Annotated in this window: 22 protein-coding genes; 5 read left to right on the forward strand and 17 right to left on the reverse strand. The window is 66.0% G+C overall.

The features are described from left to right. The first annotated feature begins 59 nt into the window (after positions 1 to 59). Genes chlG through HHAL_RS08060 form a run of 3 tightly spaced genes read left to right on the forward strand, consistent with a single transcriptional unit; the run spans position 60 to position 3,534 of the window. Positions 60 to 977 carry a chlorophyll synthase ChlG gene (gene chlG / locus HHAL_RS08050; protein ID WP_011814386.1) on the forward strand — a complete coding sequence of 306 codons (918 nt, stop codon included), beginning with the start codon at positions 60 to 62 and terminating at the stop codon, positions 975 to 977. Further along, positions 974 to 2,317, forward strand: coding sequence for a BCD family MFS transporter (locus HHAL_RS08055; protein WP_011814387.1), 1,344 nt, complete (start codon positions 974 to 976; stop codon positions 2,315 to 2,317). The genes chlG and HHAL_RS08055 overlap by 4 nt, the downstream gene beginning before the upstream one ends. Continuing rightward, positions 2,317 to 3,534: a geranylgeranyl diphosphate reductase gene (locus tag HHAL_RS08060; protein WP_011814388.1), complete on the forward strand. Its 1,218-nt coding sequence runs from the start codon at positions 2,317 to 2,319 to the stop codon at positions 3,532 to 3,534. Before HHAL_RS08055 ends, HHAL_RS08060 begins: the two co-directional genes overlap by 1 nt. Before the next feature lie 225 nt (positions 3,535 to 3,759). On the opposite strand, the gene pufC is transcribed toward HHAL_RS08060, so the two are convergent. From pufC to HHAL_RS08120, 12 genes are all read right to left on the reverse strand, one after another. Next, positions 3,760 to 4,848, reverse strand: a complete 1,089-nt coding sequence (gene pufC, locus HHAL_RS08065; protein WP_011814389.1) for a photosynthetic reaction center cytochrome PufC — start codon at positions 4,846 to 4,848, stop codon at positions 3,760 to 3,762. Beyond that, the gene (gene pufM / locus HHAL_RS08070) at positions 4,848 to 5,819 is read right to left on the reverse strand and encodes a photosynthetic reaction center subunit M (protein ID WP_011814390.1); all 972 of its coding nucleotides are present in this window, start codon (positions 5,817 to 5,819) and stop codon (positions 4,848 to 4,850) included. Before pufM ends, pufC begins: the two co-directional genes overlap by 1 nt. Positions 5,820 to 5,825: 6 nt before the next feature. Then, positions 5,826 to 6,656: a photosynthetic reaction center subunit L gene (gene pufL / locus HHAL_RS08075; RefSeq protein WP_011814391.1), complete on the reverse strand. Its 831-nt coding sequence runs from the start codon at positions 6,654 to 6,656 to the stop codon at positions 5,826 to 5,828. 122 nt (positions 6,657 to 6,778) lie between these two features. After that, positions 6,779 to 6,982 carry a light-harvesting antenna LH1, alpha subunit gene (gene pufA / locus HHAL_RS08080; RefSeq protein WP_011814392.1) on the reverse strand — a complete coding sequence of 68 codons (204 nt, stop codon included), beginning with the start codon at positions 6,980 to 6,982 and terminating at the stop codon, positions 6,779 to 6,781. Between the two features lie 12 nt (positions 6,983 to 6,994). Further along, entirely contained in the window at positions 6,995 to 7,219 is a 225-nt protein-coding gene (gene pufB / locus HHAL_RS08085; protein ID WP_011814393.1) for a light-harvesting antenna LH1, beta subunit, read from the reverse strand. Positions 7,220 to 7,384: 165 nt separating this feature from the next. Further along, the gene (locus HHAL_RS13350) at positions 7,385 to 7,618 is read right to left on the reverse strand and encodes a hypothetical protein (RefSeq protein ID WP_041595118.1); all 234 of its coding nucleotides are present in this window, start codon (positions 7,616 to 7,618) and stop codon (positions 7,385 to 7,387) included. Between the two features lie 112 nt (positions 7,619 to 7,730). Next, entirely contained in the window at positions 7,731 to 9,260 is a 1,530-nt protein-coding gene (gene bchZ, locus HHAL_RS08095; protein WP_011814394.1) for a chlorophyllide a reductase subunit Z, read from the reverse strand. Further along, positions 9,260 to 10,627: a chlorophyllide a reductase subunit Y gene (gene bchY, locus HHAL_RS08100; protein WP_011814395.1), complete on the reverse strand. Its 1,368-nt coding sequence runs from the start codon at positions 10,625 to 10,627 to the stop codon at positions 9,260 to 9,262. Before bchY ends, bchZ begins: the two co-directional genes overlap by 1 nt. A 22-nt stretch (positions 10,628 to 10,649) precedes the next feature. Further along, on the reverse strand, positions 10,650 to 11,576 hold the full coding sequence (locus HHAL_RS08105; protein WP_011814396.1) for a chlorophyllide a reductase iron protein subunit X: 927 nt from the start codon (positions 11,574 to 11,576) through the stop codon (positions 10,650 to 10,652). Next, a complete protein-coding gene (gene bchC, locus HHAL_RS08110) occupies positions 11,576 to 12,559 on the reverse strand; it encodes a chlorophyll synthesis pathway protein BchC (protein ID WP_011814397.1) in 984 nt (327 codons plus the stop codon). Before bchC ends, HHAL_RS08105 begins: the two co-directional genes overlap by 1 nt. 43 nt (positions 12,560 to 12,602) lie before the next feature. Then, complete coding sequence (locus HHAL_RS08115) at positions 12,603 to 13,748, reverse strand: methyltransferase (RefSeq protein WP_011814398.1); 1,146 nt, start codon at positions 13,746 to 13,748, stop codon at positions 12,603 to 12,605. Next, the gene (locus HHAL_RS08120) at positions 13,745 to 14,620 is read right to left on the reverse strand and encodes a polyprenyl synthetase family protein (protein WP_011814399.1); all 876 of its coding nucleotides are present in this window, start codon (positions 14,618 to 14,620) and stop codon (positions 13,745 to 13,747) included. The genes HHAL_RS08115 and HHAL_RS08120 overlap by 4 nt, the downstream gene beginning before the upstream one ends. 84 nt (positions 14,621 to 14,704) lie before the next feature. Here HHAL_RS08120 and crtD point away from each other — a divergent pair, with 84 nt between their 5' ends. Both crtD and HHAL_RS08130 read left to right on the forward strand, forming a co-directional pair. Continuing rightward, positions 14,705 to 16,267: a 1-hydroxycarotenoid 3,4-desaturase CrtD gene (gene crtD / locus HHAL_RS08125; protein WP_011814400.1), complete on the forward strand. Its 1,563-nt coding sequence runs from the start codon at positions 14,705 to 14,707 to the stop codon at positions 16,265 to 16,267. Positions 16,268 to 16,314: 47 nt separating this feature from the next. Next, complete coding sequence (locus HHAL_RS08130; protein ID WP_011814401.1) at positions 16,315 to 17,142, forward strand: carotenoid 1,2-hydratase; 828 nt, start codon at positions 16,315 to 16,317, stop codon at positions 17,140 to 17,142. A gap of 44 nt (positions 17,143 to 17,186) precedes the next feature. Here the strand turns inward: HHAL_RS08130 and HHAL_RS13470 are convergent, their stop codons facing one another. From HHAL_RS13470 to HHAL_RS08150, 5 genes are all read right to left on the reverse strand, one after another. Continuing rightward, positions 17,187 to 17,330: a hypothetical protein gene (locus HHAL_RS13470; RefSeq protein WP_187147855.1), complete on the reverse strand. Its 144-nt coding sequence runs from the start codon at positions 17,328 to 17,330 to the stop codon at positions 17,187 to 17,189. 31 nt (positions 17,331 to 17,361) lie between these two features. Continuing rightward, on the reverse strand, positions 17,362 to 18,828 hold the full coding sequence (locus HHAL_RS08135) for a glutamate synthase subunit beta (protein WP_011814402.1): 1,467 nt from the start codon (positions 18,826 to 18,828) through the stop codon (positions 17,362 to 17,364). Beyond that, positions 18,821 to 23,482 (reverse strand): glutamate synthase large subunit, encoded by a 4,662-nt coding sequence (gltB, locus tag HHAL_RS08140; protein ID WP_011814403.1) that lies wholly within the window; start codon positions 23,480 to 23,482, stop codon positions 18,821 to 18,823. Before gltB ends, HHAL_RS08135 begins: the two co-directional genes overlap by 8 nt. Positions 23,483 to 23,837: 355 nt before the next feature. Further along, on the reverse strand, positions 23,838 to 24,932 hold the full coding sequence (locus HHAL_RS08145) for a phytoene/squalene synthase family protein (protein ID WP_011814404.1): 1,095 nt from the start codon (positions 24,930 to 24,932) through the stop codon (positions 23,838 to 23,840). Continuing rightward, positions 24,913 to 26,439: a phytoene desaturase gene (locus HHAL_RS08150; RefSeq protein WP_011814405.1), complete on the reverse strand. Its 1,527-nt coding sequence runs from the start codon at positions 26,437 to 26,439 to the stop codon at positions 24,913 to 24,915. The genes HHAL_RS08145 and HHAL_RS08150 overlap by 20 nt, the downstream gene beginning before the upstream one ends. Positions 26,440 to 26,448 lie beyond the last annotated feature (9 nt).

The raw sequence follows: 26,448 nt of genomic DNA on the forward strand, positions 1-26,448 counted from the left end.
GCGCGGCCGACTGTCACGCCCGCTTGACGCCAGGGATCAGGCCTCCTTACTGTACCGTCATGTCCGGGGCAGCTCATCCTCAGTCCGCGCGCACGCGGCCGCGTCTCGCCACGGTGTTCGAGATCATGCATCCGATCACCTGGTTCGCGCCGATGTGGGCATTCGCTTGCGGCGTCATCTCGGCGGGTGTCGCGCCCGAGGGAATCCACTGGCTCATGATCGCCGCTGGCGTCCTGCTAGCCGGTCCGCTGGTCTGTGGTACCAGCCAGATCGTGAACGACTGGTACGACCGCCACGTGGACGCCCTCAACGAACCCGACCGCCCGATCCCTTCGGGGCGAATGCCCGGGCAATGGGGCCTCTACCTAGGGATCGCCACGACGGGCCTCGCGCTGCTGGTCGCAGCGGCCCTCGGACCGGTGGTCTTCCTGGCCGCCTGCGTCGGCCTCTTTCTGGCCTGGGCCTACAGCGCACCACCGCTGCGTCTCAAGCGCAACGGCTGGATCAGCAATGCCGCCGTGGGTCTTTCCTACGAGGGGCTGCCCTGGGTCACCGGCGCGGCGATCATGGCCACGGGCCTGCCCGACTGGCGGATCCTGATCGTGGCCCTGCTCTACAGCATCGGCGCCCACGGCATCATGACCCTCAACGATTTCAAGGCGATCGACGGCGACCGGCAGATGGGGCTCAAGACCGTGCCCGTCCACCTCGGGGCGCAGAACGCCGCACGCCTGGCCTGTGTGGTCATGGCCCTGCCGCAAGTGGCAGTGATCAGCCTGCTGCTTGCCTGGGATCAACCCTGGCACGCCCTGATTGTCGGTGGCCTGCTCGCCGCTCAGTTGCTGCTCATGGTCCGCTTGCTGCGTGATCCCAAGGCGTACGCCCCCTGGTACAACGCCACCGGCACCACCCTCTACGTGCTCGGTATGCTGGCTTCGGCGTTCGCGCTGGGCGGCATGCTCGGAGGCAGCGCATGAGCGCACCCGACATCGGCTGGCTGGGGATCCTCCGGCTCGGCCTCGTCCAGACTGCTCTGGGCGCCGTGGTGGTCCTCACCACCACCACCCTCAATCGCGTCATGATCGTTGAGCTGGCCCTGCCGGCGATGCTCCCCGGCATGCTGGTCGGCTTCCACTATGCGGTGCAGATCCTTCGTCCGCGCCTGGGCTACGGGTCCGATGTGGGCGGACGGCGAACCCCCTGGATCCTCGGCGGGATTCTGGTCCTCGCCGCCGGCGGTGTCACCGCCTCGTTTGCGACCGCCATGATGGAGACCAACACCGCAGGCGGTGTTGCGCTGGCAACGGTCGCGTTTCTCATGATCGGTGCCGGCGTCAGCAGCGCCGGCACCGCATTGCTGGCGCTCCTCGCCACCCGGGTGGCCCCGGAGCGCCGCGCCCCGGCTGCGATGGTCACCTGGGTGATGATGATCGCCGGCTTTGCCGTAACCGCCGGCACCGCCGGGCACTTCCTCGATCCCTTCTCCATGGAACGCCTGGTGGCTGTCACGAGCGTCGTCTGCGCCCTGGCGGTCCTTCTGGCCTTCGTGGCCGTCTGGGGCGTCGAGGGCGAGGGCCGGCAGAGCGTCGGCAACAACGCGCCGAACACACCGACCACCCCCTTCTTCCAGGCCCTCGGCCAGATCTGGGACGAACCGAAGGCACGGCGATTCACCATCTTCGTGTTCTTCTCCATGCTCGCCTACAACTCCCAGGATCTGATCCTCGAGCCCTTCGCCGGTCTGGTCTTCGGCCTGACCCCGGGGCAATCGACGCAACTGGGCGGCTTTCAGAACGGCGGTGTCCTCGCCGGCATGCTCCTGGCTGCTCTCGCGGGTCGCGGCAAACTGGGCAGCTTGCGGGCCTGGACCATCGGCGGCTGTATCGCCTCGGCCATTGCCCTGGCCAACCTGATCGTCGTCGCCGGGCTGCAGGATCTGTGGTGGGAGAGCGTCTCCGACAGCGGCCTCTGGCGCGTCGGGCTCCCCGTGCTGGCCCTGGGGGCGGCCAATGGCGCCTTCGCCGTAGCTGCCATCGGCTCCATGATGCGTCTAGCCAGCGAAGGCCGGGAGCGACGGGAGGGTGTCCGAGTCGGCCTCTGGGGCGCGGCACAGGCGATCGCCTTCGGCCTCGGTGGCTTCCTGGGCACCGTGGGCGTCGACGCCATCCGCTATCTGGCCGGTGACGAAACGGCCGGTTACTCCATGGTCTTCGGGCTCGCCGCCCTCCTCTTCCTGGTCTCGGCCTGGCTCGCCGCCCGGGTGGACCGCGTGCGCGAGACTGACCAGAAATACGGCACCGCCACAGCAGGGAGCTGATGCTCATGAACCATTCGCAGAACGCCGAGCGCTTCGATGTCGCCGTGGTCGGTGGTGGCCCTGCAGGTGCTACCGCGGCCCGCCATCTCGCCCAGCAGGGGCACGAGGTACTGCTCCTCGATCGCCCCGGCCGTATTAAACCGTGTGGCGGTGCGATCCCGCCGCGGGCCGTGCAGGACTTCGAGATCCCGGACGACATGATCTGCGCGACAGTGGGCTCCGCCCGCATGGTCTCGCCGTCGGATCGCCACGTGGACATGCCGATCCAGGACGGGTATGTCGGCATGGTCGATCGCGAGGTATTTGATGAGTGGCTGCGCAGCCGGGCTGCCGAAGCGGGCGCCCAACGTCGCGATGCCACGTTCAAGCACCTTGAAGAAGGCGACGGCGGCGTGTATATCCGCTATGCCCAAGGCCGGGGCGGCGCCGACGCCGAAACCCGGCAGGTCTGGGCGCGGGTGGTGATCGGAGCGGATGGCGCCAACTCCGCCGTCGGGCGCCAGGCCATCGAGGGCGCTACCGAGATCCCCCAGGTCGCGGCCTACCATGAGATTATCGAGGCCCCAGCCGCCGGCGAGGACGACCGCTTCGACCCCCGGCGGGCGGATGTTTACTACCGCGGCTCGATCTCACCGGATTTCTACGGCTGGATCTTCCCCCACGGCGACACCGTCAGTGTCGGCGCCGGCAGCGCGGTCAAGGGGTTCTCCCTGCGCTCTGCGGTGGAGAAGCTGCGTCAAGACGCCGGACTCGACCAAGCGAAGACTCTGCGCCGCGAAGGGGCACCCATCCCTATGCACCCCCTCAAGCGCTGGGACAATGGTCGAAACGTGGTCCTGGCGGGGGACGCCGCCGGTACGGTGGCCCCAGCCTCCGGCGAGGGGATCTACTACGCCATGGTCGGCGGCCAGTATGCTGCCGAGGCCGTGGAGCGGGCCCTCGCCACCGGGGACGGCGCTGCCCTCGCCCAAGCCGAGAAGGCCTTCACCCGGGATCACGGCCAGGTCTTCCGCGTTCTAGGGGTGATGCAACGCTTCTGGTACACCAACAATAACCGCCGGGAGCGCTTCGTGCGGATCTGCGCCGACCCCGACGTTCAGGCCCTGACCTGGGACGCCTACATGAACAAGCGCCTCGTTCGCGCTCGTCCGCTCGCGCACATGCGGATCTTCTTCAAGAACATCGCTCACCTGACCGGGCTTGCCCCGGTCCGCTAACCCACCTCGGGGCAGTCTTCGGCCTCCCCGGGCCGTGCGACTGCCCCCGGCGCTTCAAACCCCACCCCCCCTGCCTGCATGGCCCCGTCTCCCTGACCCGCCGCCATGCCCCCCCAGCGGACCGTACACTTCCGTCTACAAACGCACAAAAAAACGGCGCCCGGAGGCGCCGTTTTAAAGGACGGTACCCGGAGGCCGAAACGGCCACCGGTTCGATCCCTGCGCTTACTCGGCGTCGCGGTCGCGGAGACCCTCCGTGCCGAGATCACCGAACTGCAGGAAGTCGAAGTCCTCGTCCTCCTCGCCCATCAGGCCCGGATAGTCATCGACCATCTTGGCCCCGTCCAGCGGCAGCTGCTCACCGTAGTGGCAGGTGGCGCACTGGACCTTGGCGATGTCACCAGTCGGCCCCAGGCGGACGTCGGGCTGACCAGCCTCCAGCGGCTCCATCCAGTTGGCGTTGATGTCACGCGTCATCCGGATGCCGTGCCAGGAGATCTCCCGCTCCACCGGGCTCTCGTCCCACTGCCCCAGACGGCCGGTATTGTGGCACGTGGTGCAGTTGGAGCCGGTCGCGTCGGACATATGCATCATCAGGCCGTAGGAGGCCTCGGTGTCCTGCAGCGAGACGTCCCACTCGTCCAGGTTGGGGAGAATCGTGTCACCCTCGACCCGCAGATCGTCGTGGCCAAGCAGATAGCGCTCGAACACGTTCCGCGGCAGCGAGGTGAACCCCACCTTCTCGCTGGCCAGGTTCTGCATCTGGTCGTTGCCAAGCCCATGGACGTTGAAATCCAGCTCAGGCTCGGCGAACCAGCTCTCCTCCGGCAGATTCTCGCCACGGTGACACGTGTAGCAGGTCACGCCCGTGTCATCCATGTGGCTTTCCCAGTTGGCGTTCACGTACCGATTCATCTCGATCATCTGCCGAGAGACTTGGTACGTGTACAGCTCCTCGCTGGCGAAGTCGTTGCCGTCGTGGCAATAAGTGCATCCCTCATCCGGCGCCACCCAGTCGGTCATGCTCTGCATGAGCCGGGTAAACTCGGCGACGCTCAGGTCGGTGAGCACCTCGACGTTCTGGTAGATCTCGCCAGCCTTGGGGCCCTCGGCCGAGACCGGGTCCGCCGCCTCCGGCGCCAGGTGGAGGTCATCGTCCCGCAGCCGCGGGTTGGTGACCTCTTCCATGCCGGTGCCACGGTACCCCTTCTGCTCGGAGTCCACCGGGGGGCGCTCGCACCCCACGACGACCGCGAGGCCGGCGGACAGGGCACCAACTGCCAAGGATCGGTTCAGATACATTTTACTGCTCATCACTCCGTCCCCCCTGCTGCCGGATCCACTGCCGGTGTGAAGAACTCCGGATACTCGGGGGCAATGCCGTGGTGGACACCCCACAGGTACCAGTTCTCAACCACGGTGCCGGTCAGCAGGATACCGATGCCACCCGTAATCACGCAGAGGATGGCGAACCAGTAACCCCACCGGTGGATGGACTCCATCGTGGCGTTGAAGCCCATGGTCCAGCGCCAGAACAGCGCCGAACGCTCCGCAGCGGTACCGCGGTCAGTGATCTGATCGATCTCACGCTCCGCGTTGTAGCGACCCGCCGCCAGAATGGTGGCGCCGTGCATCGCGAACAGCAGAGCCGAGCCGAACAGGAACACGATCGACAGCATGTGGAACGGGTTGTAGTAGAGGTTCCCGTACCGCAGCGAGAAGGCCGTGGTCCAATCGAGGTGCGGGAAGATGCCGAACGGCACGCTCTTCGCCCAGCTGCCCATCAGCACCGGCCAGATGAAGCCGATGGCGAGGAACAGGAAGATCGCAGCAGCGAAGGCCCAAGCCACGTGCGTCCCCAGCCCGAGCGCACGCGCCCGGTTATAGGTCCGCACCCACCACAGCAGGATCGACAGGGTCAGCGTGAAGCCGGCGATCAGCCACCAGCCACCGTCGTTAAGCGGCGGGAGGCTAAGGCCGTACTCCGGCGGCGGCGGCTCCAGCGCCACCCAGAAGAACTGACGAATCCACTCAATCGGGCTCCAGTCCACGGACGCCAGCATGTTCATGCCAATGATGACGATGGACAGGAGACCGAAGAGGATCGACATCACACCGGTGGTGCCGAGGTAGATCGGGCCGACCTGTGCGTCGCCGATCTTCCCGAGCAACCAGGAGTGCGTCGACCCCTTGGTCCGCGGCCAGTCGGCGGCCGGGAGCTCTACGCCCGGATCCGTCGGGCCCCGGACCTGAACACGGGTAAAGATATTCTGATACTCAGCCATTTCTGATTACCCCCCCCAGGACCAGATCGGGACGTTGAGCCACCAGTTCCACCACTCGGGCCAACCGCGGGTCCAGAACGGGCCGCTAATGATGATGCACACGGCACTCCAGAAAGCGGCGTTCAGGGCCAGGAACAGGCCGAGACGGTGGATACCCAGGCTGCCGATCGAGTAGCCGACGACGTCGCGGAAGAAGGTATTCTCATGCTCCGCGGTCTTCACCGACTCGCCCTTCTTCGGGTTGGTGACCGACAGGATCAAGCCACCGTGCAGGGCCAGGGCCAGGGTGGTGGTGAAGAAGAAGGTCACGGCCAGCATGTGGGCCGGGTTGTAGTGGAAGTGGAGGTACTGGTACCCCACGTTCGACACCCAATCCAGGTGGCTCAGGATCCCGTACGGGAACCCATGCCCCCAGGCGCCCATCAGAAGCGGCCGGAAGACCACCAGCGTCGCGTAGGCCAGGATCGCGACCGCGAAGGCCACCGGCACGTGATAGCCCATGCCGAGCTTCTTGGAGATCTCCGCCTGACGCAGGGCCCACGCAATGAAGGCGCCCAGGGCGCAGACGGTGATGATCTGCCAGAGGCCGCCCTCCATCATGGGCGCAAGGGCCAGCCCATAGCTCAGGTCAGGTGGGGCAATGGAGATCTGCCACAGATTGAAGGTGTCTTGCGAAGCACCGTAGATGATCAGGACGGTGCCAAGGACCGCGAAGATCGCCGTAAGCACCCCGAAGATGCCCACGTAGAACGGCCCAATCCAAAAGTCAAACAAGTCCCCTCCGAGGAGTGTACCTCCTCGGACACGGTATTTTTTTTCAAAGTCGAGCATCGCCATGGCTGGGTCCTCACATCACGGGCAACACGGCGCCTCAGGGATCCCGGAGCCTTCGGCGAGCGACCGCCCCGAGTGTGAGTCACACCGGGGCGGTCCTCCCGAAGAGCCGGGGGCTCGGGTGCTTAGACCTCCCGCTGCTGCGGCATAACCGCAGCCTCGGCGACCTCGGCAGCCGACTCGGCGTTGCCGTAGGGGTTACCCTCGAGCCAGTTGAAGGACTCCGTGCTCAGGAGGATAAAGTGAATAAGCAGAGCCAGGACGGCCATGCCCACGTGGGCCAGAACCACCGTACGGCGATAGTCGAGGATCTTCCACATTCTCCACATGATTACGTCTCCTTAAGCAGCGATGGGCGCGATGGATTGAACAGCGGCGGTGACGGCGTTGGCACCCTCGATCAGAGCAGCACCGAAGCCCTCGTCACCCGGGATCCACGGACGCCACGCCCAGGCCAGGATGTGCGCCACGACGGCGACACCGACATAGACCGTGAAGGCCTGAGAGAACATCGCGTGAAACTCTTTGGCTTCCTCGTCGCTAACGTTCCGCATCTCGTCAGCCATAATTACTTCCTCCGTTCGACTTTTCGCCTGCGCCGCGCGCCCCCGCGCGGCTCGGGTTGGTCACCACGCTTGGTGGTGTTTTTCCCGACCGAGGACCGATCCTCGATCAGAAAAATCGGTTGTTCGTTCGCTCCACGCCCGCGAGCTGCGACTTGATGCCGCGCATCAGCTCATGAAGGCGAAAGGGACTGACGTCTGAGCCGCCGCGCGAGCCTCGGCAATCACCGACTGCCGCTCGCCCTGGCGCGGCGCGGCACGCCAGCGTGCCGGGACGAGCCGAGACAGGACCGCGCCGATCAGGAAGATCGCGAAGCTGACGGCCATCAGCAGGCGGTACTGTGTCTCTTCCTTGCGGCGGGCTCGCGCTGAGTTCGGCCGTGCTTTGACTGCGTGTGCCATCGGAGTGCCTCCTCTCGTCGAACTCTCCGCTGCGCCTCTACCCGTCTATAACAAAGCACAACGCGTAAGGCTTCAACGGGACAGCGCGCTTTCGCCGCGCCCTATTTGTGCTTCAGTTGCCGCGCCCCGGCCCTGCCCCTGGCAGCACGTCGCTGCACCCCTTGACCCGATCCGCGGTGACTCGTGTCTCACCGGCTTGCTTGGCTCGCTGCTCCGCGGCATCACGCAACCGTTTGGTGGCGGATATGCGGACCAAGACCGGTTGCTCCTGTACCCAGCGGTCGAGGACCGCTCGAGCCTCTTCATCCCAGGTCAAGGTTTCGGAGGCCTCGCTCTGGACGGCTCGCGAGTCGGCTGCGACATTTTGCGCCGTTTTCTCTGCTTGCGAACCGCGGGCCAGAGTGGCCTCCACCTGATCCATTTCCGTACCTAACGGCAGGATGTGGAACAGGGCGTCGAAGAGCGCGTTACAAACCTCCTGCACGATGTAACAGGCTCCACCGTACCCCATGAACGGGGTCCCCGTGTGGCGGCGTATGACCGCACCAGGGAAGGAGGCAGGGATATATCTGGCGTGTCCCCCAACTTCCGCTAGATACATCCGCTCGTTGTAACTTCCGAAAAGCACAAGTGGCGGGTTGCCGCGGATTGCGGCACGAATGGCGTCGTTATCAATCTTGACGCCGGGCGCCCGAGAGAAGGCGAAATTGCAGGGCATACCCAGATCATTCTCAAGAAATTTCTGAATACCCTGGGCATGGGTTTGCGCGGCAACAATGCCAAAACTCGCCGTGGCGTAAAAATCCTGCGTGACAGAACGCCACAAATCCCAAAGCGGTTTTAGCGTGGTGTGTTTCTCTTTTTCGATAAACGGCTCCGGATCGAGCCCAAGCTGCTCACCCAACGCGCGCAGGAAACGCGTGGTGCTGTGCAGACCGACCGGCGCCTGCAGATACGGGCGCCCGAGGGCTTCACACAGCCCACGGCCGTACTCCCGATACATGCAGATGTTGACGTCGGCATCGATGAGCCGCGGAATCTGGTCCACGTGGCAACTGAGAGGGAAGACCAGATTGACCTCGGCGCCGATCCCTTCGACCAGCCGCCTGACCTCGGCAAGATCCGAAGGCATGTTGAACATGCCGTAGGCGGGGCCGATGATGTTGACTCGAGGCGGAGCGCCGGCCTCCCGCTCCCGCGGACGAGGCGGGCGCCCCCGGCGCATCCCGAACTGCTCCCAGAGCCAGCGTAGCGCCCGGTCCGAGGCCTGCCACTGGTCTTCGTCGATGGTCCGGGGCAGGAAGCGGCGGATACCGGTTCCCTCCGGAGTAACGCCGCCGCCGATCATCTCGGCGATGGAGCCAGTGACAACGACGCTCGGCTGCTGTGGGTCGAGGGTCCCGTGGGCGCGCTTCATGGCACCCTCGGTGCCCTCGCGGTTCAGCTCTTCCTCCGAGAGGCCGGTGACGACGACCGGGAGCTCCTCGGGCGGCAGGGCGTCGGTGTAATGCAGTACGGCAGTGACCGGGAGGTTCTCGCAACCAACCGGGCCGTCGATGATCACCTGGAGCCCCTTAACCGCCGTGAACGCGTATACGGCCCCCCAGTAGCCCCCCGCACGGTCGAGATCCGGGATGAGCATCAGCCCTCCTCCCCGCACCGCCGGGCGCCACCGCCGCGGATCTCGACCCGCGGCGGAATCTGCGGTGGTTCGCTCCACACGCCCCCGGTTTCACCCGTTCCCACGCCGGCAAAGAATGCATTCATGGCGTCGAAGCGCTCCTTGTTCCCGATGGCGGCGTTGATGACCTGTGCCAACGCCGCGGGGCCGGACGGCCCCATAAGCGGCCGCGCTGAGATCAGATTGGTGAAGTAAAGGCCGGGAATGGCCTGCTCCTTGGCGTGCTGGACCACGGGTGTGGTGCCGATGGCCAGGTCGGGCTGGTGTTCATCGACCGCCCCGGTGTCATCCTCCAGGCTGGCTCGGAACCGGACCGGGATGCCCCGTGCCGCCAGCCATTCGCGATCCGGATCGGACCACGGCGTCTGCCCCACTGCCGTCCCCACGTAGCGGACATCGGCACCGCACTCCACCAGCAGACGGGCGACCAGCAGTTCCGAGCCTTCATAACCGGAGACCGTGATCCGACCTCGGACCGGTGCGGCAGCCACGGCCTCCTGGAGGGCCGGCAGAGCGGCCGCCTTCGCGGCGTCGATCTCCGCACGCCCGACGTCGCAGGCGGCCCCGACCGCCTCCAGCCAGGCGGCTGTGCCGTCACACCCGACCGGGGCCGAGGGCACCAGGGCCCGACCGGCTGCCTCGAATTCGGCCAGCGACGCCGTATAGAACGGGTGGATCGCAGCGGCCGCGCGGCAGTCGAGTGCCGCATAGAGCTCGCGCCACTCCCGCGTCGGGACCACCTGGCCCGCGGCCAACCCCATCGGTTCGAGCAGTCGGCTGATGCTGACCGGGTCCCCCGGAAACATCTCGCCAAGCAGCGCCACCGTGGGCCGTTCTCCCCGCCCGCTGCGCGGCGCCGCCACAGGGCCTTGTTCCGCCTCTTGCCGGGCGTAGCGCAGCATGGCAGCGGCGAGCTTGTCCTTGGCCTCGGCGTGAGTGGGTACGCCGAACCCGGGCACCTCCAGCGGCACCACCCGAACCCCGTTGATCGCCTCTGGCAACAGCCGCAGCGGCACACCCGAAGCCGTCGGGACGCACAGGTTGATCACCACGATGGCGTCGTAACGCTCGGGATCCGCCAGATCGTGGACCGCCTGATGGACATCCTCGAACAGGCCGCCGGTCACCAACGATTCGGAATCGAAGGGTACATAACCGACACTCCGCCGGGCGCCGTAAAAATGGGAGGTGAAGGTCAGACCGTAGACACAGCAGGCCGATCCCGCCACCACCGTGGCGGTACGGCGCATGCGCAGTCCCACGCGCAGCGACCCGAAGGCCGGGCACATGGTCTGGGGTTGATCATGGGGTCCCGCTCGCTCACTCATGGCCCTTTCTCCGGGGTCTGTCTCAGGTATCGTCGTAGACGATCTCCAGGGAAGGCTTCCTGGTCGCCCCCTGCGGGCACATGTCCTCCGGAGTGGCGGGCACAAGCTCCACCTCGCCGCCAACCTCGTCACTCTTGAACAGCCCGAGCAGCTGATCGTGGCTCAACGGCTGAGGCATGACCGGCGGAGCACCGGCGATGTTCTGCGCCAGCTGCTCGAACAGGGGCCCCCAGGGACCACCGGGATACCCGATAATCTCGTAATTGGCACTCTTGCGGCGGATCTCGTCATCGGCGGGGATGCTCGAGAGCACCGGGATGCCGGCCTGCCCAGCCAGCGCCTGCGCCTCGCCGGTGCCATCGTCCTTGTTGACCACCAGACCGGCGACGCCAACGCTCCCGCCCAGCCGGCTGAAGTACTCCACCGCCGAGCAGACATTGTTGACCACATACAGCGACTGCAGGTCGTTGGCCCCCACCAGGATCACCTTCTGACAGAGATCGCGGGCAATGGGCAGACCGAAGCCACCACAGACCACGTCGCCGAGAAAGTCGAGCAGAACGTAGTCGAAGTCCCACTCGTGGAAGCCCAGGTTCTCGAGGATCTCGAAGCCGTGGATGATCCCGCGCCCGCCACAGCCCCGGCCGACCTCCGGCCCGCCAAGCTCCATGGCGAAGACTCCGTCGCGCTTGAAGCAGACATCGCCGATGCTGAGCGTCTCGCCGGCTGCCTTCTTGCGCGAGGAGGTGTCGATGATCGTCGGGCAGGCCCGCCCGCCGAAGAGCAGCGAGGTGGTGTCACTCTTGGGGTCGCAGCCGATGAGCAGGACCTTCTTGCCCTGCTGCGCCATCATGTAGGAGAGGTTGGAGAGCGTGAAGCTCTTGCCGATCCCCCCCTTGCCGTAGATGGCGATGATCTGGGTCTCTTTCGCCGGCTGCTCGCTGCTCATCAGCTGTTTCTCCAGTCGAGGACCATCTTGAGGCAATCGGGATCGCCGAAGGCGATCCGGTAGGCCGATGCCGCCTCAGCGGCATCGAGGCAGTGGGTGATCAAACCGTCGAGGCTCAGCGCCCCCGTCTCGATCTTGCCGGTCACGGCCTCGAGGTCAGACCGCTGCCACTCGGCAGCCACCCGCAACCGGGCTTCCCGCATGAAGGCCGAGGGGAACGCGAAGGACAGCCGATCACTGTAGAAACCGGCGAGCACGACCTCTCCGCCGTGACCGAGACGGCCGATGAGGGTATCGAGGAGGCCAGCATCGCCACTGACATCGCAGATCCGCGGATAGTCGTGGCGCTCATCGCTGTCCGGGTCCACCACCGTATACCCCTCGGCGCCGGCCCGGCGGTCCGCATTGGTTTCCCAAACCGTGGGGGGATGGTCGACCAGCACCCCGATCCGGGCGATCAGCCGACCCAGGACGCCGTGCCCGACCACCAGATCCGGTGGCGCCTCGGCCACCGCGTGCCACGCCGTAGCCGCCAGGGCGAGCAACACCCCCCGCTCGCCCAGCCCGTCAGGCAGCGGTATGACCCGCTCACCGGAGACCACGACACGCGATGCAGCCCCGCCGAAGAGCCCGCTGACCTCTTGGTAGCAGCGCGCGCCGGGGACGAAGACGACCTCGCCTTCCCGCCTGCCGGACTCAGCACCGGCTGTGACGACACGCCCCACCGACTCGTAGCCGGGGACCAGCGGATAGGCGAGCCCCGGGAACTGGGGCATCGTGCCCTTCCAGAGCAGGCGCTCGGTGCCGGTGCTGATGCCGCTGAACTCGATGTCGACGACGACATCCCCCGGGCCGGGGTCGATCAGGGCTACATCCTGGAGGGCGAGGCGTTCAGGGGCCTCGAAGACGACCGCACGAGCCGAGCGGGGACCGGAACCCGGCCCACCCGGATCGACACTCGATGCAGGGCTTGGGTCAGACATGGTGTCAGCCTAACTTGACTTCCCCGTGTGTCAAGCTGGTCGATCACCGGGATAGACTGCGGCTTTTAGCCGCAATCACACGGGCCTGGAGCGGATTGCAGCCTGGCAGCAGCCGAACCTGTTCGAAGCCGGCGGCCTCGAGAAGCCCGCGGTTCTCGGCGACGGTACGGGGGCGCCCCCGACCCATGGCGAAGAGGTAGATGCCGAAGTAGGCGCCCCCCACCCGCTCTGCCCCCGGGGTTCCCGCCATCGGCTCGGCGACCAGCACCGTGGTCCCGGGCTCCAGGCTGCGGTGGAGGTTGTCAAGCAACCGAGCCGCCTCCTGATCATCGTGATCATGCAGGATGCGCACCAGCGTGACGACGTCGACATCGCCGGGCAGGGGATCCCGGAAGAAGTCGAGCCCCAGGGACTCGAGGCGCCCATTGAGCCCCTCCTCGTCGATGCGCCCCTGCGCCCGCTCCGCCACGGCGGGGAGATCCACCACCCGCCCCTGCAGGTGCGGCCAGCGGCGGGCAGCCGCCATCAGGAAGGCCCCCTCACCGCCGCCGACATCCATCAGGCGTCGGTGGCGACGCAGCGAATAGGCGTCGAGTACCTCCGCGGCCACCATCGGCTGTGATGCGGCCATCAGACCGCTGTACGCCCCGACTTCGATGCCGGTCAGGGTATCCGGCGCCTGGTTGCCGGCGTAGGCCCAGTAACGCCCAAGGGCCGTGGCGCCGCGCTCACCCTGTAGCAGGGCCAACGGATCTTGGAGATCCTCGTAGAGCAGGGCGTGGTGCTCGACCATGGCGCGGACCCCGGGCGCCGCCACCAGCACGGCCCCCAGGTCGCCGAGGCCGTAGCGCCCGGCGCTTCGAACCTCGGCCAGGCGCAAGGCCACGGCCGCCTCGAGCAGCCGCTGGCCGGCCATCTCGGGCAATCCGAGACGGCTCAACAACCGGTCGGGCGGCTGCGCCCCCTCATTGAGCAGATCCAGCAGGCCGCTGCGCACACTGGCCAGGACGACCTGCGAGTAGATGAAGCCGGCGCACAGGTCGAACAGCTCGCTGGAGCGTCGCCGGGCGATGGGTCGGGTCAGCGGGAAGCGCGCGGCCAGCCGGTGGAAGCGGGAGCTAGCCAGCAGGCGGTCCCGCCAGTCGTGCAGGCGGTCCCGCCACGGACTATTTCGCCAGGTGCGGATCACGCCGCGCTACGGCCCAAGCTCTCGGGCAGCACCCGTTCCATCTCCTGGAGGATCCCCGCGCGCAGCTGCTCGGCCCCGGCGCATTCCGGCACGGCATCGACGGCTTCCTGAACCAGCCGATCCAGGCGCTCCTTGGCACCCTGCAGACCGTGCTCGGAGACCGCATTGGCAAGGCCGTGGGAGGAGTCCTGACCAGTGGGCTTGCCCAACTCATCCTCTGCGCCAACGGCGTCGCGCAGGTCGTCGGCAACCTGGTACGCCTCGCCCAGCCGCTCACCCACGATCCGCCAACGGTCCGCCTGGTCCTCGGCGCCCGCGGCGATGGCGCCCGCGACGGTCGCGGCGGCAAACAGCGACCCGGTCTTGGCCTGATGGTACTCCGCCACCGGGATCTCCGGCTCGGACTCCCAGGCCTGTCCGGCGGTAATGCCGTAGGGCATGCCGGTCGCTCGGGTCACCGTGGTCAGCAGGGCGCCGGCCCGCTGCGGGGCCTGCGGCACCGTCAACGCCAGCGTCTCCAGCGCGTGGACGATGAGCGCATCGCCAGCCAGCACGGCCAACCGCTCGCCGTAAGCGGCGTGTACCGAAGGCTGCCCGCGCCGGGTCGCCGCGTCGTCGAAACACGGCAGGTCGTCGTGGACCAGCGAGGCACAATGCATCAGCTCGATGGCGGTGGCCGCCGCGTCGGCCAGCTCGGGATGATCGTCGCCGCAGGCGGCGGCGACCGTCAGGCACAGGCGCGGCCGCACCCGGGCACCGCCAGCGAACACGGCGTGGCGGACGGCGTGCGCTAGCTGCGGCGGGGCAGGGGCCGCCGTTGCCCGGGCCACTGCAGCCTCTAGGGCGCTTTCGATTCTCTTGCTCGGTTCCATGTAGCCCCCTCCCGCCGGCGGCGTGTAGGCTTGCGTTCCAGGGAAGATATGAGTCGTCGAGTACGCTAGTCAGGGACCCACCCCATGTCAACGTCGCTGCGATGCCCAACCGCAGGAGAACAACAAGCCGTGGTGATCGGGGCCGGAGTCGGGGGGCTTGCCGCCGCCATCGATCTGGCCTCTGCCGGCCTGCGCGTCACCCTGCTGGAACAAGCCCCCAGCCCCGGAGGCAAGCTGCGCCCGGTCTGCGTCGGCGACGCCTGGCTCGACGCCGGACCGACGGTCTTCACCATGCGAGGGGCCTTCGAAGAGCTCTTCGCCAACGCCGGAGAACGGCTTGAGGACCATTTGCGCCTGCGCCCGGTTGAGCGCCTGGCGCGACACGCCTGGGCGGATGGCGGCCAGCTGGACCTGTTCGCTGATCCGCGCCGCTCCGCGGAGGCTATTGGCGAATTCGCCGGCCCCGAAGAGGCCCGCCGCTTCCGCGCTTTCTGCCGACGTGCCGCCGAGATTCACGACACCCTGGACGCCACCTTCATGCGCGCCCAGCGCACCACCCCGCTCGGGCTATTCCACCGGGTGGGTTACCGCAACCTGGGCGCCATGCTGCGCATCAGTCCATTTACCACCCTCTGGCAGGCCCTCGGCCGGTATTTCAAGGACCCGCGCCTGCGCCAACTCTACGGTCGCTACGCAACCTACTGCGGCTCGTCCCCCTTTGCCGCGCCGGCCACACTGATGCTGATCGCCCATGTGGAGTCGGAGGGGGTCTGGCAGGTGGATGGCGGCATGCATCAGCTGGCGGCCGCGCTGGCCGGCCTCGCCGAGCGCTGCGGGGTCGAGCTGCGCTGCGCGACGCAGGCGCAACGAATCCACACCACCCGGGGCCGGGCCAGCGGGGTCGAGCTGGCCACCGGCGAGATCCTGCCGGCGGACGTGGTGGTCAGCAACAGCGACGCTGCCGCTCTGGCGCAGGGACTGTTCGGCGATCACCTGCGCCCGGCCGTCCGCCGGCAGCCCCCGCGGGTCCGCTCACAGTCCGCTATCACCTGGAACTGGCGAGCCGAGACCCGGGGTTTTCCCCTCCACCACCACTCGGTCTTCTTCAGCAGCGATTACGCCGACGAGTTCGACGCCGTCTTCCGCCGCGGCGAACCGCCACCGGAACCGACGGTCTACATCTGCGCCCAGGATCGCCACGATCAGCAGTCGGTGACGGGCCCCGAGCGCCTGCTCTGCCTGATCAACGCCCCGGCCCACGGTGACGTGAAAAGCTTCAGCGACACGGAGATCCATCGATGCCAACACCAGACCCTCTCGCTCCTGGAACGCTGTGGCCTCAGCCTCCAGCCCACCGAGGAGCCCCCGGTGATCCACACGCCGACCGACTTCGAGCGGCGCTATCCGGCCACCGGAGGGGCCCTGTACGGGATGGCCAGCCACGGCTGGCGGGCCTCCTTTCAGCGGCCGGCGGCTCGCACACGAGTACCGGGCCTCTATCTGGCGGGGGGCAGTACACACCCCGGGGCGGGGCTGCCGATGGCGATGATGTCGGGGCGCCTGGCGGCGGAGCAGGTGCTGGCCGACCTGACTTCCGACACGCGGTTCCGTCGGGCGGCTACGTCTGGTGGTACCTCGACGCCCTGAGCGATGACGGCCGCCACGGGCTGACCGTCATCCTGTTCGTCGGCAGCGTGTTCTCGCCCTATTACGCCTGGGCTCGACAACGCGGGACCCCGAACCCGGAGGACCACTGCGCCTTCAATGTCGCCCTCTACGGCGAGAAGCGCGGCCACTGGTCCATGACTGAGCGGGACCGGCACGCGCTACAACGGGACCGCGACACCCTCATCGTCGGCCCCAGCCAGGCACGCTGGGTTGATGGAGAACTCCTGCTGGATATCGATGAGATCACCTTCCCACGCCCCGCCTATCTGCGTGGCCGCATCCGCCTGACCCCGCGGGTCGCCAACGACCAGTCGTTGGTCCTGGACGCTGCAGGACGCCACCGCTGGTGCGCCCTGGCGCCCTGTGCTCGGGTCGAGGTGGAGATGGAAAAGCCGCGGGTCCGCTGGCAAGGCGAAGGCTACCTTGACAGCAATGCCGGCGATGAGCCCCTGGAAGATGGGTTCAGCGGCTGGCACTGGTCGCGGGCCAGTGACACGGACGGGACAACCGTGCTCTACGATGTCACCCCCCGCCAGGGAGCCCCCTACCGCAAGGCGATCCACTTCGATCATCAGGGGACCGTCCAAGAGACCCCCGCGCCGGACCCGGCGCCCCTGCCCACCGCCCTATGGGGCATCCGCAGACGGATCCCCTCCGACACGCCGGAGAAGGCACGGCTGATCGAAACCTTTGAGGATACGCCGTTCTACGCCCGATCGCTGGTCGCCACCGAGGTCGATGGCCGTCCGCTGCATGCGGTCCACGAGAGTCTCAACCTGGACCGCTTCGCCAGCGCCTGGGTCAAACCGCTGCTACCGTTCCGGATGCCGCGGCGTAAGACGCGGGCGACCTGACCCCGGTGAACACCGCCACGGGCGGCACTGCCGCCTGTGGCGATCTAGCGTTCGTCGTCCCGGCCGCGCTCGCGCTCTTCGCGAATCTGACGCAGATCGCGGCGCATGATCACGATCTCTCGCACTGCGTAGCCCATGGCCAGCGCCACGAGCGCTAGCTTGAAGATGATGAAACCAGGCAAATCCATGGTGGGCGTATCCTCTTCCAGCGATCTTCGATCAGCGGGGCAGATCGCTCGTGCCCTGCAGCCACTTGTCGACCGCATGAGCGCACTGCCGGCCTTCGCGGATTGCCCAGACCACGAGTGACTGGCCCCGACGCATGTCTCCGGCGACGAAGACGCCATCCGTACTGGTCTTGTAGGCATCCGCTCCTTCAGTATCGCCGCGTACATTGCCGCGGTCATCGAGTTCCAGCCCCCCCTTCTCCTCCAGTTCAGCGATCATCCCCGCACGGACCGGGTGGAGAAACCCCATAGCCAGAAAGACCCGATCGGCCGGCATCTCGGCCTCGCTACCGGGGATCTCGCTCATCTGCCAGCGGCCCTGCTGGTCCTTGTGCCACTCAACCTTGGCGTAACGGATCGCGCGGACATGGCCGCTGCCATCGCCGACGAACTCCTTGGTCAGGAAGTTCCACATCCGCTCGCACCCCTCTTGGTGGGAGGTCGATGTGTTGAGTTTCTCCGGCCAGTAGGGCCAGGTCAGCTCTTTATCCTCTTTTTCCGGCGGCTTATTGAGGATTTCCACCTGGGTCACAGAGCGTGCCCCATGACGACACGAGGTCCCCACACAGTCGGAGCCCGTATCGCCGCCACCGATGACCACCACGTGCTTGCCCTGGGCGTCAATGAACGCGTCGTCGGGCACATACACGCCCTGGACCCGCTTGCTGTTGGCGGTCAAAAATTCCATGGCGAAGTGGACGCCGTTGAGTTCGCGACCGGGCACAGGCAGGTCACGAGGCTGCTCACTGCCACCGGCGAGGACCACCGAATCAAACTCATCACGCAGTTGGGCGATCGGTATGTCCACCCCGACATGGGTCAACGTGTGGAACTGCACCCCTTCGGTGCGCATCTGTGCGATACGCCGGTCGATGTGCCTCTTCTCAAGCTTGAAATCGGGGATGCCGTATCGCAGGAGCCCGCCGATTGCGTCGGCTTTCTCGTAGACATCAACGTTATGGCCAACCCGCGCGAGTTGTTGGGCGCAGGCCAGGCCCGCCGGCCCGGAACCAACGACGGCAATCCGCTTACCCGTCCGGCGGCGGGCCACCCGGGGACGGATCAGCCCCGCTTCCCACGCCCGATCGACGATGCTGCATTCGATGGTCTTGATGGATACAGGACTGTCATCGAGGTTCAGGGTACAGGAGGCCTCACAGGGTGCCGGGCAGACCCTGCCGGTGAATTCAGGGAAGTTGTTGGTGGCGTGCAACTCTTCGACGGCCCGCTCCCATTCACCGCGGTAGACCATGTCGTTCCAGTTCGGGATCAGGTTGTCCACCGGACAGCCGCTGTGGCAGAAGGGGATGCCGCAGTCCATACAGCGAGCCCCCTGTTGGCCGACTTGCTCCCGGCTGAGCGGGATCAGGAACTCCCCGTAGTGGAAGACGCGCTTACAGGCCGGCTGATAGCCGTACTCTTGGCGCTCGTGTTCCAAGAATCCAGTTTGTTTACCCATGATCAACGCTCCCCTGGAGAGCCTGATGAAACTTCGCCGGCCGGGTCGGCGACGGTGGCTGTGCCCGTTGCGCCTCGATCTCGTCGAGTGCGCGGCGGAACTCAAGCGGCATGACCTTCACGAACCTGGGTAGATAGAACTCCCAGTTGTCGAGGATCTCCCGGGCCCGGTGCGACCCTGTGTAGCCCAGGTGGCGCTCGATCAGCGTGCGCAGCCGTTTGACGTCGTGACGGCGCGGATCCTCATCGATGTTGATTGGCCCGCCCCGTTCGACCTCCTCAATGCGCTCCTGGTACGCCTGCTCCGGATCAACGGACTGTAGCGCTACCATGGCCGGGTTGCAGCGCTCGGCGAAGGTGCCCTCCTCATCGAGGACGTAGGCGATGCCGCCAGACATCCCTGCAGCGAAGTTGCGCCCGGTGGAGCCGAGGCAAACCATGACCCCGCCCGTCATGTATTCACAGCCGTGATCGCCGACCCCTTCAACCACGGCGGTCGCGCCGGAGTTGCGAACACAGAATCGCTCTCCGCCGACCCCGCGGAAGAAGCACTCACCGCTTATCGCACCGTAAAGGACCGTATTGCCGACGATGATGTTGTCTTCGGCGGCGGCGATCCCGGCGTGCTCGGGTGGGTACACGATCAGGCGCCCACCGGATAGGCCTTTCCCGACATAGTCGTTGGCATCGCCGGCCAGCTCAATGGTCACCCCCCGTGCGAGCCAGGCGCCAAACGACTGCCCACCAGTCCCTGCGGCCTTGATATAGATCGTGTCATCGGCCAGCCCCGAATGACCGTACCGTTCCGCTATACGCCCCGAGAGCATGGTGCCTACGGTGCGATGGTAGTTGTAGACCGGGGTTTCCATGCGCACCGGGGTGCCGTCCTGCAGCGCCGGCTGCGCCTGCTCGATCAGGAAGTGGTCGAGGGCCTGCTCCAGCCCGTGGTCCTGCTGTTCGCTGTTGTAGATCGAGACGCCCGGGGCGGCTTCCGGCTTGGCCAGCATGCTTGAGAAGTCCAGACCCTTCGCCTTCCAGTGGTCGATCGCCGAGCGCTTTTCAAGCCGATCAGACTGCCCGATCATCTCATTGACGGTGCGGAAGCCAAGCTTGGCCATGATCTGCCGCACCTCTTCGGCGACGAAGAAGAAGTAGTTGATCAGGTGTTCGGGCTGCCCCCGGAAACGTCGGCGGAGCTCGGGGTCCTGGGTTGCCACCCCGACCGGGCAGGTGTTCAGGTGGCACTTGCGCATCATGATGCAGCCCTGAACGATCAGCGGTGCGGTCGCAAAGCCGAACTCGTCAGCCCCGAGCAAGGCACCGATGACCACATCGCGGCCAGTCCGCATGCCGCCGTCGACCTGGACCGAGACGCGTCCGCGCAGACGGTTGTGGACCAGCGTCTGGTGCGTCTCGGCCAGGCCGATCTCCCAGGCGCTTCCGGCATGCTTGATGGAGGTCAACGGGCTGGCGCCGGTGCCGCCGTCATAGCCGGCGATGGTAATCTGATCAGCGTGCGCCTTGGATACACCCGCGGCCACGGTACCAACGCCGACCTCGGAGACCAGCTTGACCGAGATCCGCGCGCGCGGCTGGACGTTCTTCAGATCGTGGATCAGCTGCGCGAGATCCTCAATGGAGTAGATGTCGTGGTGCGGCGGCGGAGAGATCAGGCCCACGCCAGGGGTCGAGTGGCGCACCCTGGCGATGCTGCGATCGACCTTTTGACCAGGCAGCTGCCCGCCCTCGCCCGGCTTGGCGCCCTGAGCGATCTTGATCTGGATGTCGTCGGAGTTGGCCAGATACTCGGTGGTCACACCGAAACGCCCCGAGGCGACCTGTTTAATGGCCGAGCGCTCGGGGTTCATCGAACCGTCCTCGAGCGGCGCGAAACGCTCTGGTTCCTCGCCGCCCTCACCCGTGTTGGATTTGCCCCCCAGGGCATTCATGGCCCTGGCGAGGCCCGAGTGTGCCTCGTAGGAGATCGCACCAAAGGAGATCGCGCCGGTTGAAAAGCGTTTGACGATCTCGCTCGCTGGCTCGACCTCTTCAAGCGGTATCCCCTGATCGGCGTACTTGAAGTCCATCAAACCGCGCAGCGTGAGCAACCGCTCGCTCTGGTCGTTGATCAGCTGAGTAAACTGAGCGTAGGTCTGGGCGTCGTTGGCGCGGGTGGCGTGCTGGAGCTTGGCGATCGTATCCGGGGTCCAAACGTGATCCTCACCACGCAGCCGGTATTCGTAATCACCGCCCACATCCAGGTGCGTACGGTAGATTTCGGCGCTACCGTAGGCTGAACCGTGCCAGCGCACCGCCTCTTCGGCGACCTCCTGGAGCCCGACGCCCTCGATTCGGGTCGGGGTACCGGTGAAGTACTGATCGACGAATTCGCTGTTCAGGCCGACTGCGTCGAAGATCTGCGCACCGCAATAGGATTCCAGGGTGGAGATGCCCATCTTCGACATGACCTTGAGCAGCCCCTTATCGACGGCTTTGATATAGCTCCGCTGGGCCGCCTCGAAGTCCATTGGCTCCGGCAGGCTCGACAGGATCGACTGGATGGTGTCGAAAGCCAGGTAGGGGTTCACTGCCTCGGCGCCGTAGCCGCAGAGGGTTGCGAAGTGGTGCACTTCAAGCGCTGCACCGGTCTCCACAACCAGTCCCGAACTGGTGCGCAGGCCGTGACGGGTCAGATGGTGGTGGACCGCCGAGGTGGCAAGCAGCATCGGGATCGGGATGTGATCCAGGTTGGTATTGCGATCCGACAGGATGAGGATGTTGTAGCCGTCAAGCACCGCCTGCTTGGCCTTCTGACACACCCGGTCGAGGGCGTTGTGCATACCCTCGGCACCTTCACTGCTGGGATAACAGATATCGACTGTCCGGGTGCGGAAGGTGCCTGAGGAGCTGTATTCGATATGCCGGATGCGTTCCAGGTCCTCGTTGGTGAGGACCGGCTGGGGGGTTTCCAGGCGCCAGTTCTGACCGGCCTCGTCGAAGCCAAGCAAGTTGGGGCGTGGTCCGATCATGCACACCAGTGACATCACCAGCTCTTCGCGGATCGGATCGATGGCCGGGTTGGTCACCTGGGCGAAGTTCTGCTTGAAGTAGCTCGACAGGTGCTTGGGCCGGCTGGACAGCACCGCCAGTGGATTGTCGGCCCCCATAGACCCCACCGCCTCGGCCCCGGAGGCCACCATCGGCTTGAGCAGGAATTTGATGTCTTCCTGGGTGTAGCCGAAGGCCTGCTGCTGGTCGAGCAACGTGGTGTCGTCAGGGGCCATGGGACCGACGCTGGTCGGCAAATCCTCAAGGCGGATCTGGGTGCGACGCAACCAATCGGCATAGGGATGGGCCTCGGCCAGCTGGGTCTTGATCTCCTGATCACTGATAATGCGCCCCTCTTCAAGGTCGATCAGCAGCATCAGCCCCGGCTGAAGGCGCCATTTCTGGATGATCCGTTCCTCCGGGATATCCAGGACACCCATTTCCGAGCCGAGGATGACCAGGTCGTCATCCGTAACGAGGTAACGGGCCGGACGCAGGCCGTTGCGATCCAGCGTGGCACCGATCTGGCGGCCATCGGTGAAGGCAATCGCCGCTGGACCGTCCCACGGTTCCATGAGGGCCTCGTGATACTCATAGAATGCGCGTCGCTTCTCATCCATCAGGATGTTATCCGACCACGCCTCGGGGATGAGAAGCATCATCGCATGGGCCAGCGAGTACCCACCCCGAACCAGCAACTCCAGGGCGTTATCAAAGCATGCCGAGTCGGATTGGCCCTCAGGGATCAAGGGCCAGATGGTGTCGAGATCATCCCCAAGCACCTTGGAACTCATCGTATGTCGGCGGGCAGCCATCCAGTTGACGTTGCCACGTAGGGTATTGATCTCGCCGTTATGGCAGATCATGCGAAACGGCTGCGCCAGATCCCAGGTTGGAAAGGTATTGGTGGAGAAGCGCTGGTGGACCAGAGCCAGGGCGCTGACAAAGCGCTCATCCTGCAGATCGCGGTAGTAACCTCCGACCTGCCCGGCGAGCAGCATGCCCTTGTAGGTGATCGTCCGCGAGGACATCGAGGTGACATAGTTATCGCTGACATCGTAGCCAGCGGCGTTGATGGCGTTATCCATGCGCTTGCGAATGACGAATAGCTTGCGCTCGAACGCTTCTTGGTCGGGGCAGTTTGCGCCACGGCCGATGAATAGCTGTTTGACGATCGGCTCCGTAGGCAGAACCGTCTCACCCAGGTCGCTGTTATCCACCGGTACATCGCGCCAACCAAGGACCCGCTGACCACCATCGCGGACATGGCTCTCGATGGTTGCTTGCAACTGGGTGCGCTGCACCTCGTCACGGCTGAAAAAGACCATGGCCACGCCGTAATCGCCCGCCGCCGGCAACTCGAAATCCACTTTGGCGCGGAAGAATGCGTCGGGGATCTGCATCAGCATCCCGGCCCCATCTCCGGCCTTTGGATCGGCGCCTACTGCCCCGCGGTGGTGGAGGCGTTCGAGGATCTCCAGCCCCTGTTCAATGATGCGGTGACTCTTCTGGTTGCGGATGTGACAGACAAATCCGATTCCGCAGGAATCGTGCTCTAGGGCTGGATCGTAGAGATCCTGTTTCGGCGGTAGGGTGTGGAAGCTCATGTGCGACCTCTTTAGCAACTACTCGCTGATCGTCGCCGACGGCGTAGCGGGCGGGTGGGCGGGCAGGCAGGTTCCGGGTGACGACCCGTTTGGACGATTATGGATTGTCGGGCGGCCCGTTTTAGCGGACTTGGGCTGGGTTTTGCGTGTGAGCCGACTGAGGGCGGGGGAAGGCGGCCAGGCGGTGGCCGCTGACAATCGGAGGTAGATATGCGCCCACTCAAGGCGAACGCAATCGGGGAGTGCATGACCGACGCTGGCCGGAACACCCGGCGCGGCTCGCCACACCGCGGCTCGTATCCCCAGCCGAACCGGCGAGCCCTGGAAGGCGTGCCCGTCAGTAGAACCGCCGGAATCAGCCGGAGACCTGGCGCCCGGATCGGGCGGCATCCATACGCTCCAGGCGCTCCGCATCCATCCGCTCGAGGCGCTCGAACAGGCCCAGCACCCAAGCGACCTGCCCCTCGAGGCGCCCCGGCGGACCCACAGCCTCGGGTGCCTGCCGGACGGCATCGATCAGGTACTGCCCCTGTGGTAAGGCCGGCGCCGAGTCGTCCCGCGGAGCGGCGGCCAGGGTCGAGGCCACCTGGGAGAGGACGCGCAGCTTGCGCTGCGCGCCGACTACGGCCCGCTGATTGACCGAGTCGCAGTCCCGGCGCTCGAGTTCGCGGCCGATCTCAGCGTAGAGGAGCCGGGCGGCACACAGCCCCGGGCGTACCCGCCGCGGCAGCGCGTGGAAGCCCGGCATGGCCCGTTCGTAGTGGCGATCGGCGTCACACAGAAGGCGCTGAATGACCCTGCCGAGCTCCGGCGAGAATTGCGGCCGGGCTAGGAATGCGTCCGGGTCGACACCGGCCTCGTACATCCACTGCCGCGGCAGATAAAGCCGGCCGCGCCGTGCATCCTCGCCGACATCGCGGGCGATGTTGGTCAACTGCATACCGACCCCGAGGTCGCACGCCCGGGCCAGTGCTGAGGGGCTACGCACATCCATGAGCAGCGACATCATCACCCCGACTGTGCCCGCGACACGCACGGCGTACTCGTAGAGTTCTTCGATGGTCTCGTAACGGCGCCCCTCGGCGTCCCAGCGAAACCCCTCGATCAACGCCCCCGGCAGGGTCTGCGGGACATTGTAGTAGTGGGCCACGCAGGCGAAGGCACGATCCGCAGGATGGGCCTGCGGCCGACCGGCGTAGACCGCATCCAGGCGCTCATGCAGCGCCGCCAGTGCCGCCGCATCGCCTGGCCCCTCATCCACGGCATCGTCTGCCTCGCGGCAGAAGGCGTAGAGGGCAGTGGCGGCATCACGGCGCTCCCGCGGGAGCAGCCAGGACGCGGCCATGAAAGTCCGCGACCCGGTGCTAAGCAGGGCCCGACAAGCTCGGCGATCCGTGTGGAGCAGATATGGCTCCGGTGCCAGGCTTGGATCAGGCGAAGGTACGAGCATCAGGGACTACCTCGTCGAGGATCTTGGCAGAAGAAACCACTCCGGGCAGACCGGCACCGGGGTGGGTACCGGCGCCGACCAGGTAGAGGTGCTGGACATCTTCACTGCGATTGTGGGGGCGGAACCAGGCGCTTTGCTGCAGCACCGGCTCCAGGCTGAAACCGGTACCGAGCCAGGACTTCAACCGGTGACGGAAGTCGAGCGGCGTAGCCACCAGCGAGGTCGCCAGCTCATCCTCCAGGCCGGGCAGAACGGTCTGACTGAGATACTTGGAGATCGCCTGCCGATAAGGCTCGGCCTGCGTCTCCCAGTCCACGTCGCTGCCGAGGTGCGGCACCGGCGAGAGCACATAGAAGGCGTCACAGCCCTCGGGCGCCAGCGACGGATCGGTGGCCGTCGGACGGTGCAGGTAGAGGCTGAAGTCGTCCGCCAGCACCTTGCGCTCGAAAATATCCTGGATGAGTTCCTTGTACCGCGGCCCCATGAGAATGGTGTGGTGCGGTACGTCGTGGTACTGGCGACGGGTACCGAAGTACCAGACGTAAAGCCCCATGGAGTAGCGCGCCCGATCCAGGCGACGATCGGTCCAGCGACTGCGGGCGCTCGCCGGGACGAGCTTGCGGTAGGTCCAGGCGGCGTCGGCGTTGGAGACCACGACATCGGCATCGATGCGCTCACCGTTGGCCAGCTCCACACCGGTGGCACGCCCCTGATCCACGGTGATCGCTTCCACATCGGCGTTGTAGCGGATCTCACCCCCCTGCCCGGCGACCAGATCCGCCATGCCGCTGGCGAGCTTCCCGGTGCCGCCCATGACGTAGTGGACGCCCCAGTGCTGCTCAAGGTACTCGATCAGGCAGTAGACCGAGGTGACCGAGAAGGGGTTGCCACCGATGAGCAGCGGATGGAAGCTCAGCACCTGGCGCAGCCGCTCATCCTTGACGTAGCGCGAGACCAGGCCGTGAACGCTGTAGTAGCTCTGCAACCGGATCAGGTCGGGGACCACGCGCAGCATGTCCGTAAACCGGTTGAACGGCTTATAGCTGAGCTGCTCGAAGCCGATCCGGAAGATCTCCTCGCTGGCCGCCATGTAGCGGTGATAGCCGTCGAGATCCCCCGGGGCGAAGCGCTCGACTTCGGCCCGCATCCGCTCCGGATCACCGGTGTAGTCAAAGTGGCTGCCGTCGTCGAAGCGCACCCGGTAGAAGGGATCCATCAGGCGCAGGTCGATGTCGTCCTCGAAACGCCGCCCGGCCAGTTCCCAGAGCTCACGGAAAAGGAACGGTGCCGTGACGATCGTTGGCCCCGCATCGAAGGTAAAACCGTCTTGCTGGTGCACGTAGGCCCGGCCACCGGGGCCATCGAGCCGATCCACCACGGTGACGCGGTAACCACGCGCACCGAGGCGGATCGCAGCTGCCAGCCCCCCGAAGCCGGCACCGATAACCACGGCGTGGGGCGACTGGCCACCGACAGCGGGAGCAGGGGCATCAGGATTCATTCGCATGGGTTTCAC

Origin of the sequence: Halorhodospira halophila SL1, assembly GCF_000015585.1 — a bacterium.
Lineage (GTDB): Bacteria > Pseudomonadota > Gammaproteobacteria > Nitrococcales > Halorhodospiraceae > Halorhodospira > Halorhodospira halophila.